Below are 12,317 nucleotides of genomic sequence, written 5' to 3'. Positions count from 1 at the left end.
GCGTGACCCGCGGATCTGCTTCCCCCCAGCTGACTGGATACCGAATGGATCAGGCTTTTTTCTCATCCCTCGCTGAACGCCTCCCGGCATTTGACCCGGGGTTGGCGACGGACGAGGCGGCCCGCCGTTACGCTGGCTATTACGGCATCGATTTTCGTGACCGGGCTGAACAACACCTGGGCCGAATCGATGTCGATGGCTTCAGCGTGGCCACTCAGATATGGAAGCCGCCTGTGGCGCGCGGCACCTTGCTGATCCTGCATGGCTACTACGATCACATGGGGCTTTACCGCCATCTGATTGAGTGGGCACTGGAGCAGCATTACGCGGTGCTGGCGTTCGATTTGCCGGGGCATGGCCTGTCCAGTGGCGAACGGGCCAGTATCGACTGTTTTTTGCGTTACCAGAAAGTGCTTGATGGCGTACTGGAGCAGGCGCTGCGCTGGAAGCTGCCGGCGCCCTGGCACATGCTCGGGCAAAGCACCGGTGGCGCGATTCTGATCGACCGCCTGCTGCATGGACCGCTGCCGGCGGAGCTGGGGCAGACGGTGCTGATGGCGCCGCTGGTCCGTCCGAAACAGTGGGCCTTTTCGCAAATGGGGTTGAAGCTGTTTGGCGGCTTTGTCCAGCAGCTCAGTCGGCGTTTCACCGACAACTCCACCGATCAGGCGTTTCTCGATTTCATTCGCAGCCAGGACCCGTTGCAGCCGCAGGTGTTGCCGGTAGCCTGGGTGCAGGCTCTGGAGCGCTGGATTCCGCGCATCGAGTCAGCGGCCTCGGTCGCCCATCGGCCGCTGATCATTCAGGGCCAGGAAGACGGCACGGTCGACTGGCAGCACAATTTGCAGGTGCTGGAGAGCAAGTTCACCCGCCCGGACACCTTCTACTTGCCGACGGCGCGCCACCACCTGGCCAACGAGCACCAGACGTTGCGCCAGCAGTACCTGGACTGGCTGGCGCCGCGGCTGGCAGGTTAAGTCGCCTGGCTTAGGGGTTCAGTGCATCGCGCGCGGCGGCGCTGGCGGCCTGGAAAAAGGCGCGGCCCGCATCGGACTCGCTCCAGTCGGCGTAGCGCCCCAGTTGCTGATCCGTCAGGTCACGGTAGACGTAGGCCAGGGTCTGCGGCAGGTTGGGTTCCATCTGGGCGCGCAGTGTGCCGCGGCGCTGGTCCGCCAGCCCGTCGGGAATGGTCAGCAGGCCGCCCAGCATATCGTTCGCACTTTGGGTCGCCAGACTGGCGAGCGCGAGCGATACTTCCTCGCCCATGTCCAGTGCCGGAAGCTGTTTGCCAAGCCGATTCAGCAGTGCTGCCCGCTGTGCGCTCGGGTTCTGCGCAGGCAAGCCGGCCTGCATCCGGCTGACCTCGGCGGGGGAGGTGGCGCGGGTTTCGGCGGCAGTGATCAACCGGCCAAGATCGCTGCGGTAGAACCGCAGGGCTTCGCTCAGCTGCTGGTCTGACAGATTGACGGATAGGCTCGCCATGGCGCGCGCTTCCATGCGGTCCGGTGCAAAACGTTCGCTGCTTTTGCGCATCAGGCTGTCGGCCAGTGCTGCGGGCAGCTGGGCAGCGTACCGGCTGCTAGCCTTGCTCAAGGCCTGCTGGAAGTGTTCCTGATGTGTTTTCATGCCGGAAGCCTGGTACAACTGGTGGGTTTCTGCCTGAACCGAGAGGCCAAGGCAGACAAGTCCGGCGAAGAGTGCGCCCTGTGCGGCGCGGAGCAATGTTTGGGGCATGATTTTCTCTGGATTGGCGGTGCGCAAAATTGCTTGCCTGTTGGGGGTGATCACCTAAAATGCGGGTCTCGTTGCTGCGCACGGTAGCAGATGTTCTTCTCCTGCCGCGTACCAGCCCTCCGCCAACAGCGACGAGTAGACGTCCCTCCCTTTGAGTAGTGTCACTATGTCCGAGTTCCCGTTGGTACCGGCCTCACGTTATGCGTGCGTGGCTGATGAGTTGGCCGAGCGTGGCTGGTCCGTGCAGGAGCAGTTTCTGCCCGAATCGCTGGCGCAGGCGCTGGAGCGAGACTGCCGAAGTCTCTGGCAGCAGGATGACCTCACGCCCGCAGCCATCGGCCGCGGTGACAGTCAGTTGGTCGTGCCAGGTATTCGCGGTGACTACACCCGTTGGCTGGATGAGTGCCCGCCAACGGCAGCCGGTCGAGCGTACATGGCGCTGATGGACGGGCTGCGTGAAGCGCTCAACCGCAGCCTGTTTCTCGGGCTCGATACCTTTGAAACCCACTATGCGCTATATCCGCCCGGGGCCGGCTATCAGCGCCATCTCGATCGTTTTCAGGACAGCCCGCTGCGCACCATATCGGTGGTAGCCTATCTGAACTCGGTATGGCAGCCGGGCGATGGCGGTGAGCTGCGGCTGTTTCTGGCGGATGGCGAGCGCGATGTTGCCCCGCGGGCCGGCACCGTGGTGATTTTTACCAGTGCCGATGTCGAGCATGAAGTGCTGGCGTCGCGCTTTGAGCGCGCCAGCCTGACCGGCTGGTTCCGCCGTCGGCCGGATAACCCGCTGCTGCGCTGATCGCTCCATCGCGTAGCCACTCTGGGAGTACGCATGGAGAGGATTCTGGTCAGTGCCTGCCTGCTGGGTCAGCGGGTACGTTATGACGGTGGCGGTTTTGATCCGTTGCAGCAATTGCTGGAGTGGCAGGCGCAGGGGCGACTGGTCGTGGTGTGCCCGGAAGTCGCCGGAGGCCTGCCGACGCCACGCCCGCCTGCCGAAATTCCCGGTGGGCAGGGCGCAGAGGTGCTGGCCGGACGGTTGCCGGTGCATACCGATCAGGGCGAGGATGTCACTGCGCCCTTTGTTCGCGGCGCCGAGCAGGCGCTGGCGCTGGTGCGCAGGCACGGTATCCGTTACGCGCTGCTCAAGGCACGGAGCCCGTCCTGCGGTAATGTCGAAACCTATGATGGCAGCTTCAGCGGCGTGCGCGTGTCGGGTGAGGGCGTGGCCGCGGCGGCGTTGCGACAGGCGGGTGTGCGGGTTTTCAACGAAGAGCAGCTTGCTGATCTGGCTGCGCTGCTTCAGAGCTAGAGGGCGCGCATAAAACGAAAAAGGCGCAACCGAGGTTGCGCCTTTTGGCGTTGCAGCGAGCTGCTTAGAACAGCACGCGAACGCGGATGGTGCCTTTGACCTGCTGGATCTTCTCAAGAGCCAGATCGGAGTACTCGGCATCGACGTCGATGACGACGTAGCCAACCTTCTCGTTGGTCTGCAGGAACTGACCGCAGATGTTGATGCCGTTGGCAGCGAACACCTGGTTGATCTCGCTCATGACGCCCGGCACGTTCTCGTGGATGTGCAGCAGGCGGTGTTTGCCCGGATGTGACGGCAGAGCGACTTCCGGGAAGTTGACCGAGGTAATGGAGGTACCGTTGTCGCTGTAGCGAACCAGCTTCTCGGCGACTTCCAGACCGATGTTGGCCTGAGCTTCCATGGTCGAGCCACCGATGTGCGGGGTCAGGATGCAGTTCTGGAACTCGCGCAGCGGGCTGACGAACTCTTCACCGTTGGCACGCGGCTCAACCGGGAATACGTCGATGGCAGCGCCGTTCAGGTGCTTGTCGCGCAGCGCTGCAGCCAGTGCGTCGATATCGACCACGGTGCCGCGAGCGGCGTTGATCAGAATGCCGCCCTTCTTCATGGTGCGGATTTCCTTCTCGCCGATCATCCACTTGGTGGCGGCGGTTTCCGGCACGTGCAGGGTGACGATGTCGGCCTCTGCCAGCAGCTCGTTCAGCGAACCTACCTGGGTGGCGTTGCCCAGCGGCAGCTTGGTGACGACGTCGTAGAACAGCACCTGCATGCCAAGGCTTTCGGCCAGAACCGACAGCTGGGTACCGATCGAGCCGTAACCGATGATACCGAGCTTCTTGCCGCGGATCTCATAGGAGCCGGTAGCGCTCTTGATCCAGCCGCCTTCGTGGCAGGAGGCATTTTTCTCGGGAATCCCGCGCAGCAGCAGAATGGCTTCGGCCAGCACCAGTTCGGCAACCGAACGGGTGTTGGAGTACGGCGCGTTGAATACCGCTACGCCCTGACGCATGGCGGCGTCGAGATCAACCTGGTTGGTACCGATGCAGAAGCAGCCGACCGCGACCAGCTTGTTGGCGTGGCTGAAGATCTCTTCAGTCAGCTGGGTGCGGGAACGGATGCCGATGAAGTGAGCGTCGGCAATGGATTCTTTCAGCTGCTCTTCCGGCAGCGAACCCGTGTGGTACTCGATGTTGGTATAGCCAGCGGCGTTCAGAGTATCGACCGCAGTCTGGTGTACGCCCTCGAGGAGCAGAAACTTGATCTTGCTTTTGTCCAGCGAGGTTTTGGCCATGGTCATGGTGCAGTTACCCAAAATGCTGATGAAGGAAGGCCGAGCAACCCGTCTGCCCCGGAATGCGACGGAGGGGTCCTGTTTCGGAAGTCGCGTATGCTAGCATAATCTGCCTTTTTTGATGCCTGGCTGCGCATGAAATGTGTTCAGGCGCTGCATGAATTCCCTTTGAGAGCTCGCCATGACCCCAGACGCTGTGATTGCAACCCTCAAGACGCTGGTTGATCCGGACAAGGTGCGGACCGACGCCGAATCCCTCGACAACTGGGGTAAGGACTGGACCAAGCACTTTGCTCCGGCTCCGCTGGCGATTGTGTTTCCAAAGACCGTTGAGCAGGTGCAGGCGATTGTGCGCTTTGCCAACGAACAGAAGCTGGCGCTGGTGCCCTCCGGTGGCCGTACCGGCCTGTCGGCGGCGGCGGTGGCTGCCAACGGCGAGATCGTGGTGTCGTTTGACTACATGAATCAGATTGGCGAGTTCAACGCTTACGACCGCACCGTGGTCTGCCAGCCGGGCGTGGTGACCGCGCAGCTGCAGCAGTTTGCCGAGGAAAAGGGGCTGTACTACCCGGTGGACTTCGCCTCCGCCGGGTCCAGCCAGATTGGCGGCAATATCGGCACCAATGCCGGCGGTATCAAGGTAATTCGCTATGGTATGACCCGCAACTGGGTGGCCGGCCTGAAGGTCGTCACCGGTACCGGCGAGCTGCTGGAGCTGAACCGTGACCTGATCAAGAACGCCACCGGCTACGATCTGCGTCAGCTGTTTATCGGCGCTGAAGGCACGCTGGGCTTTGTGGTTGAGGCGACCATGCGTCTGGAACGTGCGCCGAAGAATCTGACTGCGATGGTGCTGGGTACGCCGGATTTCGATTCCATCATGCCGGTGCTGCACGCGTTTCAGGACAAGCTGGATCTGACGGCCTTCGAGTTCTTCTCCGACAAGGCGATGGCCAAGATCATGGGCCGTGGCGATGTGCCCGCGCCGTTCGAAACCGAGTGCCCGTTCTACGCGCTGCTGGAGTTCGAAGCGATCAGCGAGGACATTGCCAACGACGCGCTGGCGACCTTCGAGCACTGTGTGGAGCAGGGCTGGGTGCTCGATGGCGTGATGAGCCAGAGCCAGCAGCAGCTGGAAAATCTGTGGAAGCTGCGCGAGTTCATCTCGGAAACCATCTCCCACTGGACGCCCTACAAGAACGACATCTCGGTGACCGTCGGCAAGGTGCCGGCCTTCCTGCATGACATCGACAATATCGTTGGAGAGCATTACCCGGATTTCGAGATCGTCTGGTTCGGCCACATCGGTGACGGCAACCTGCACCTGAATATCCTCAAGCCCGAGAATCTGTCCAAGGACGAGTTCTTCGCCAAGTGTGCGACGGTTAACAAGTGGGTGTTCGAGATCGTCGAGAAGTACAACGGCTCGATCTCTGCCGAGCACGGCGTCGGCATGACCAAGCGCGACTATCTGACCTACAGCCGCAGCCCGGAGGAAATCGCAGTGATGAAAGCAATCAAGGCCGTGTTCGACCCCAACGGCATCATGAACCCCGGCAAGATATTTAACTGACAGCTTCAAGCCTCAAGCTTCAAGCTTCAAGCTTCAAGCGGCAAGCAAAGGCAAAAGCGGGAGCAGGGTATATGACCTACCAGCATCAGTATGTAGACGGCAGTGTGATTGATCTGCCAATGGGCAAGGTGGTGTGTGTCGGTCGTAATTACGCCGAGCACGCCCGCGAGCTGAACAACCCGGTACCGACCGAGCCGCTGCTGTTCATCAAGCCGGCGACCTCGGTGGTGCCGATGACGCCGCCGATCAAGCTGGTGCAGGGGCGCGGCCCGGTGCATTACGAGACGGAGATTGCGCTGCTGATCGGTGCGCCGCTGAGCGGTCTGGTCAGCGAGGAAGAAGCCGAGGCGGCGATCATTGGCGTGGGCCTGGCACTGGATCTGACTCTGCGTGAGCTGCAGGATCAGCTGAAGGCCAACAGTCACCCTTGGGAGCGCGCCAAGGCGTTTGACGGCGCCTGCCCGCTGTCGCCATTCGTGCCCAAGGCCCAGGCGGGTGATCTGCACGCGCTGTCTCTGCAGCTGGACATCAATGGCGAGCGCCGGCAGCAGGGTAGCGCAGCGGAAATGATTACGCCGATTGTGGCGCTGGTGCGGCATATCGCGAACCAGTTCAGTCTGCTGCCGGGCGACGTTGTTATCACCGGTACCCCGGCTGGTGTTGGCGTACTCAACCCCGGTGATGAGCTGACCCTGGCCATTGCCGGTAAGCTGCAGGTGCAGACACGCATCGCCGAATGAACCTATGGCACCGGCAGCGGTCTGACGCTGCGCCGTTCCGCTGTCGGAAGCCAAATATGAAGAAGTTTTTGCTTGCCGTGGTCCTTTTGCTGCTGGGTGCTGCAGCGGGTATTCATTATCTTCATCTTGATGCCATCTGGTGGCATAGCTGGCGGATGCATCAGGCTCCTCCTCATGTCGATTCGCTGGAGCTCGATCACTACCGGGCCGATATCCAGGCTCAGCCTATTCAAGGGCTGGACGACGATGTTTCTGCGCTGACCTTCAATCCTGAAACGGGAACGCTGTTTGCGGTGCTTAATGGCGAGCCGCTGCTGGTCGAGTTGTCGACGGACGGTCAGTTGCTGCGTAAGGTGCGGATCAACGGGGTGGTGGACATGGAGGGGTTGACCCATGTCGTCGATGACCGCTTTGTGATTGCGGAAGAGCGGACCCAGCGTCTGATCGAGATCGAGGTGCCCAGCGGAGCTGAGCAGATTGATGTGGCTGGCGCACCCAGCCTGGTGATCGGTCTCGACCTTAACGGCAACAAGGGGTTTGAGGGCCTGTCCTGGGATGCGCGTCAGCGCCGCCTGCTGGTGGTCAAGGAGCGTGATCCGCTAAGGGTGTTGGCGGTAACCGGCTTCGTTGGAGCCGAGCCTGGAGCGGTCATCAGCGTGCACATTACCGAGTTGAAACCCCCGGGCTCGCCGCGGCTGTTTATGCGTGATCTGTCTTCGCTGAGTCTGCATGATGAAACCGGCCATCTGCTGTTGCTGAGCGATCAGTCCAACATGGTGGTTGAGTATGACGAAGAGGGGCATCCGCGCAGCCTGCTTGGCCTCTGGAGAGGCATGGGCGGCCTGCGGCAAACGGTGCCGCAGGCGGAGGGGCTGGCGATAGATCGGCAGCGGCGGCTGTATATGGTCAGCGAGCCGAACCTGCTCTATCGCTTCGTACCCGGCCAGTAGCGCAGCGGTTCAGCTGCGCTCGATAGTACGCACGCCCTGTGGTGTCCCCAGCAGCAGCACGTCAGCCGGACGGGCGGCGAACAGGCCGTTGCAGACCACTCCGACGATGGCGTTGAGGTCGGCCTCCAGCTGCTTCGGGTTGACAATCGACATGTTGTAGACGTCGAGGATGACGTTGCCGTTATCGGTCACGCAGCCTTCACGGTAGACCGGATCGCCGCCGAGCTTGACGATCTCGCGGGCCACGTGGCTGCGCGCCATCGGGATGACTTCGACCGGCAGCGGGAACTCGCCCAGCACCGGCACCAGCTTGCTCTCGTCGGCGATGCAGATGAAGGTTTTGGCTACGGCGGCGACAATTTTTTCACGGGTCAGGGCGGCGCCACCGCCCTTGATCAGTTCGAGGTTTTCGTTGCTTTCGTCGGCGCCGTCAACATAGAAGTCCAGCTGCGGCACGCTGTTCAGATCGTAGACTGCGATGCCGTGGCTTTTCAGACGCTCGGCGGTGGCTTCGGAGCTGGCGACGGCGCCGTCAAACGCCAGTTTGTGCTTGGCCAGTGCGTCGATGAAGCAGTTGGCGGTGGAGCCGGTACCCACCCCGACGATGCTGTTGGCATCCAGATGTGGCAGCAGGCGCTCAACGGCGGCCTGTCCTACCGCCTGTTTCATTTCGTCCTGGGTCATCTCGGCTCCTCATCGTTGGCTGGGCAAAGAGTGCGATTATACGGGGTTGCAGGGGCGCGCGTGTAGTCGCGCGGGCTGTGATTCGCTAGACTGGCGCCTTTCCCATCCCCTGCGATCAGTTGACCTCACCCATGCTGGAAACCTACGTCAAGAAGATTCTCTGCTCCCCGGTTTACGATGTGGCGGTGGAAACCCCGGTGCACGCCGCACCCTTTCTCTCCGAGCGATTGGGCAATACCGTGCTGCTCAAGCGCGAAGACCTGCAGCCGGTGTTCTCGTTCAAGATTCGCGGCGCCTACAACAAGTTGGCCCAGCTGACCGACGAGCAGCGCGCCTGTGGCGTGGTCGCTGCCTCAGCCGGCAACCATGCCCAGGGCCTGGCCTATGCTGCGCGTCATATGGGCGTGAAGGCGACCATCGTGATGCCGCGCACCACGCCCGAGATCAAGGTCAAGGCGGTGCGGGCCCGGGGCGGCAAGGTGGTTCTGCACGGTGATGCCTTTGATGAGGCGCTGGCCTATTCGCAGAAGCTGGTTAAGGAAAAGGGCTTCGTCTATATCCACCCCTACGACGACCCGGACACCATTGCCGGTCAGGGTACCGTGGCAATGGAAATTCTGCGTCAGGTGCAGGGCCCGCTGAATGCGATCTTCGTCCCGGTCGGTGGGGGTGGCCTGATCGCCGGTATCGCCGCCTACGTAAAGTATCTGCGCCCGGACATCAAGGTGATCGGCGTCGAACCGCAGGATTCAGCCTGTCTGCAGGCCGCCATGGCCGCCGATGAGCGGGTGGTGCTCGGCCAGGTTGGTCTGTTTGCCGACGGCGTGGCGGTGGCGCAGATCGGTGAGCACACCTTCGAGGTCTGTCGCCGGTATGTTGATGAAGTGATTACCGTCACCACCGACGAGATGTGTGCAGCGATCAAGGATATCTACGACGACACCCGCTCGATCTGCGAGCCGGCCGGCTGTTTGGGTGTTGCCGGCATCAAGAAATATGTGGAGCGCGAAGGGTGCAGCGGCCAGGTGCTGGTGGCCATCGACTCGGGCGCCAATATCAACTTCGATCGTCTGCGCCACGTTGCCGAGCGTGCGGAAATCGGCGAGAAGCGCGAGGCGCTGCTGGCGGTGACCATCCCGGAAAAGCCCGGCAGCTTCAAGCAGTTCTGCGAGGCCATCGGTAAACGGGCGATCACCGAGTTCAACTACCGCTATCACACTGGCAGCGAGGCGCACATCTTCGTCGGGGTGCAGACCCATCCGGAGCTCGATCCGCGCGACAAGCTGGTCAGCCAACTGGCTGCGGACGGTTTTCCGGTGCTGGATCTGACCGACAACGAGCTGGCCAAGTTGCATGTGCGTCACATGGTCGGCGGTCATGCCGAACACGTGACTGACGAGCAGGTGTTCCGTTTCGAGTTTCCGGAGCGCCCCGGTGCCTTGTTCAACTTCCTCAACAAGTTGGGCGGACGCTGGAATATCTCCATGTTCCATTACCGTAACCACGGCGCGGCCTATGGCCGTGTGGTTGCCGGACTGCAGGTGCCCGAGTCCGAGCGGCATCTGATCCCTGCGGCGCTGGAAGCCATTGGTTATCCGTACTGGGACGAGACCGACAATCCGGCCTATCGTCTCTATCTGGGCTGAGTGTTACAAGGTGGTTGTCTCATCACCCAGTTCGGTGCGGTTGCGGCCGTTGGTCTTGGCCTGATAGAGCGCCAGGTCGGCCTGGCGGATCAGGTCATCCGGTGTTTTGTCGGAGGCCGGAATCAGGCTGGCGGCGCCTATGCTGACTGTCAGCAGGCCGGATGCCACTGAGGTTTTCGGGTGGTGAATGGCGATTTTGGCCACGGCTTCGTGTACCCGTCCGGCTGCCTGCAGGCACTGGCTGGCGTCGGCACCGGGCAGGATGACCGCGAACTCCTCGCCGCCGTAACGGCAAATGCAGTCTCCCTCACGGGTCAGGGCTCTATTCAGGGCGGCTGCCAGCTGTCGCAAGGCGTCGTCGCCAGCCTGGTGACCCAGTTCGTCGTTGAATCGCTTGAAATAATCAACATCCAGCATCAGCAGTCCTAGTGGAGCCTGCTCGCGGCGCAGTCGGCGCCATTCTCTGAGCATGGTGTCGTCGAAGTGGCGGCGGTTGAACAACCCTGTCAGGCCGTCCTGGTGAGACAGGCGTTGCAGTTGCTCTGCAATCTGCAGTTGCTCGCTGTTGTTGCGGCCGACGCAGATCAGGTAGTCCCTGCCCATGCGGCGGATGTGGCGAACGCTGACCTCAAGCGGTACGCTGTGTCCGTCACGATGCATAACCCGCCTCTGGAAGATCGCATCACCCTCGCGCTCGAGCATCTTGCGCAGGTCTGCCAGCCACTGTGCTGCGTCGGGTATCACGTCGGTGGGGGAAACCTGCACCAGATTACGAAGCTCCTGTTCGGTGTAGCCGAGCCCCTGCCAGCAGGTGCGGTTCAGATAGACAATTTCCAGAGGCGCCAGGCTGATAATGAAAAGTGCATCGTGGCTGTTGTCGGTCATGTCATTGACCAGCCTCATGTGCGCCTGGCTTTGCTTCAGGGTCTCCTCGGTTTTCTGTCGCCGGGTGATCTCGGCTTGCAACCTGCGGTTGCTTTCGTTTACCAGGCGGTTGCGCTGCGCGCCGCGCACCGCCAGCCAGAGCGAGCAGCAGAGCAAGATGGCAATCAGTGTGCTGGTGCCGGTTACCAGTGCCGGCAGGGAGGTGGTGGTGCGTTCAAGCAATTGCTGGCTTGGGTAGATCAGCAGCCGGAAATCGTTGTTACCGCCCAGGCGAACCGGGCTGCCGACGTTCCAGTTCGCGCCGGGCAGGTTGGTTGCGCCGGTGCTGAACAGCATCTTTTCGTTCTCGAGTAGCCGCAGGTTCATCGGTTCGGTGTGCAGGTGCTGCACCAGGTCGTTCAGCAGCACCTCGACACGGAAGATGCCGATCAGAAAGCCGTCGAACTCCCCATCCTTCAGATAAAGCGGCACATAATAGGCCAGGCCGAGACCACCCTGAGCGAGAGTGAAGGCGTTGCTCAGCTGTGGCCGGCCGCTGCTACCTGAGCTGAGCAGAACCGGGTAATTGGGATGGGTCGGCTGATACACCAGATTGGCGGCGGCTTCATTGCCTGCCAGTGGCTCGACCCATTGCATCCGGTAGTTACGATCCAGCCACTCGATGGCCTGAAAGCTCGGAAAGTCGTGCAGCAACTGCTCGACATCGCTATTCCACAGATCTCGGCGGCTGCTGTGCAGTGGCCATCGCTTGGCGAGCCGAAGCAGGGCCTCGGTTTGATTGCCGAAATGGGCCTCAATCTGGTGCGCCAGTGCGTCGGACTCAAGTTGAAGGCGCGCGCGGGCCTGCTCCTGTTCAGCAAGATAAAGTGCGCGCCAGACAACGAACAGCGCGATCGCCAGGGCGCAACAAAGAACGACGATCAGCGCAGGAAGCTTCTTTGCATGGCGGTCTATAACGGGTACTGGCATAGATATTCCCGAGGCCGATGCCTACTGATAGCACATTGCCGGGTTGCCGGCCAGAGGGCGTCAGTTATGCTGCTCCCAGCACAATCTGCCACTGCTGCTCCGTGACCGGCATCACCGACAGCCGACTGCCTCGCTGTAATAATGCCAGCGCCTCCAGCCCGTTCAGCGAGCGCAGCCTGGTGAGTGTCAACAGGGTTGGGAACTTTCTCTCGAATGCCACGTCCACTGCCGTCCATGGCAGATTTTCAGTGCTGGCTTTCGGGTCGTAGTAAGGGCTGTCGGGATCGATGGCGGTGCGGTCCGGGTAGGGTTCGCCAATGATGCGACCGATACCGGCAATGCCGGGTGGCTGGCAGCTGGAGTGGTAAAACAGAAACTGGTCACCCGGCTGCATGTTGCGCATGAAGTTGCGCGCCTGATAGTTGCGTACGCCATCCCAGGGAGCCTGCCCCAGGCGCTCCAGGTCGGAAATGGAAAAGGTATCGGGCTCGGATTTCATCAGCCAATAGGCCATGACACTCTCCTGG

General features: G+C 61.5%; 12 protein-coding genes. 7 read left to right on the top strand and 5 right to left on the bottom strand.

Translation table 11 applies throughout. The features are described 5' to 3' along the window. The first annotated feature begins 44 nt into the window (after positions 1–44). On the top strand, positions 45–977 hold the full coding sequence (locus tag O5O48_RS02485; RefSeq protein ID WP_269688060.1) for an alpha/beta hydrolase: 933 nt from the start codon (positions 45–47) through the stop codon (positions 975–977). A gap of 10 nt (positions 978–987) precedes the next feature. Here the strand turns inward: O5O48_RS02485 and O5O48_RS02480 are convergent, their stop codons facing one another. After that, positions 988–1,734, bottom strand: a complete 747-nt coding sequence (locus O5O48_RS02480) for a DUF2059 domain-containing protein (protein ID WP_228245459.1) — start codon at positions 1,732–1,734, stop codon at positions 988–990. A 166-nt stretch (positions 1,735–1,900) separates the two neighbouring features. On the opposite strand from O5O48_RS02480, the gene O5O48_RS02475 reads away from it, so the two are divergent. Next, on the top strand, positions 1,901–2,536 hold the full coding sequence (locus O5O48_RS02475; RefSeq protein WP_228245458.1) for a 2OG-Fe(II) oxygenase: 636 nt from the start codon (positions 1,901–1,903) through the stop codon (positions 2,534–2,536). Between the two features lie 33 nt (positions 2,537–2,569). Further along, a complete protein-coding gene (locus tag O5O48_RS02470; protein ID WP_233048973.1) occupies positions 2,570–3,049 on the top strand; it encodes a DUF523 domain-containing protein in 480 nt (159 codons plus the stop codon). Positions 3,050–3,113: 64 nt separating this feature from the next. Here O5O48_RS02470 and serA read toward each other — a convergent pair whose 3' ends face one another. Beyond that, a complete protein-coding gene (serA, locus tag O5O48_RS02465) occupies positions 3,114–4,343 on the bottom strand; it encodes a phosphoglycerate dehydrogenase (protein WP_228245566.1) in 1,230 nt (409 codons plus the stop codon). 181 nt (positions 4,344–4,524) lie between these two features. On the opposite strand from serA, the gene O5O48_RS02460 reads away from it, so the two are divergent. The 3 genes from O5O48_RS02460 to O5O48_RS02450 all read left to right on the top strand — a co-directional run bounded on the left by O5O48_RS02460 (position 4,525) and on the right by O5O48_RS02450 (position 7,606). Beyond that, positions 4,525–5,916, top strand: coding sequence for an FAD-binding oxidoreductase (locus tag O5O48_RS02460; protein WP_088274491.1), 1,392 nt, complete (start codon positions 4,525–4,527; stop codon positions 5,914–5,916). 71 nt (positions 5,917–5,987) lie between these two features. Next, positions 5,988–6,656 (top strand): fumarylacetoacetate hydrolase family protein, encoded by a 669-nt coding sequence (locus tag O5O48_RS02455; RefSeq protein ID WP_269688059.1) that lies wholly within the window; start codon positions 5,988–5,990, stop codon positions 6,654–6,656. 56 nt (positions 6,657–6,712) lie between these two features. Further along, complete coding sequence (locus O5O48_RS02450; protein ID WP_233048975.1) at positions 6,713–7,606, top strand: SdiA-regulated domain-containing protein; 894 nt, start codon at positions 6,713–6,715, stop codon at positions 7,604–7,606. 9 nt (positions 7,607–7,615) lie between these two features. On the opposite strand, the gene rpiA is transcribed toward O5O48_RS02450, so the two are convergent. Continuing rightward, positions 7,616–8,290, bottom strand: coding sequence for a ribose-5-phosphate isomerase RpiA (gene rpiA / locus O5O48_RS02445; protein WP_233048976.1), 675 nt, complete (start codon positions 8,288–8,290; stop codon positions 7,616–7,618). Between the two features lie 131 nt (positions 8,291–8,421). On the opposite strand from rpiA, the gene ilvA reads away from it, so the two are divergent. Continuing rightward, positions 8,422–9,936, top strand: a complete 1,515-nt coding sequence (ilvA, locus tag O5O48_RS02440) for a threonine ammonia-lyase, biosynthetic (RefSeq protein WP_233048977.1) — start codon at positions 8,422–8,424, stop codon at positions 9,934–9,936. Between the two features lie 3 nt (positions 9,937–9,939). Here ilvA and O5O48_RS02435 read toward each other — a convergent pair whose 3' ends face one another. Further along, on the bottom strand, positions 9,940–11,790 hold the full coding sequence (locus O5O48_RS02435) for a sensor domain-containing diguanylate cyclase (protein WP_269688058.1): 1,851 nt from the start codon (positions 11,788–11,790) through the stop codon (positions 9,940–9,942). Between the two features lie 64 nt (positions 11,791–11,854). Further along, positions 11,855–12,304 (bottom strand): EVE domain-containing protein, encoded by a 450-nt coding sequence (locus O5O48_RS02430; protein ID WP_269688057.1) that lies wholly within the window; start codon positions 12,302–12,304, stop codon positions 11,855–11,857. Positions 12,305–12,317: the final 13 nt, after the last annotated feature.

The organism is Halopseudomonas sp. MFKK-1, from assembly GCF_027474385.1.
Taxonomy (GTDB): Bacteria; Pseudomonadota; Gammaproteobacteria; order Pseudomonadales; family Pseudomonadaceae; genus Halopseudomonas; species Halopseudomonas aestusnigri.
This window is presented reverse-complemented; position numbering and strand designations above follow the sequence as displayed.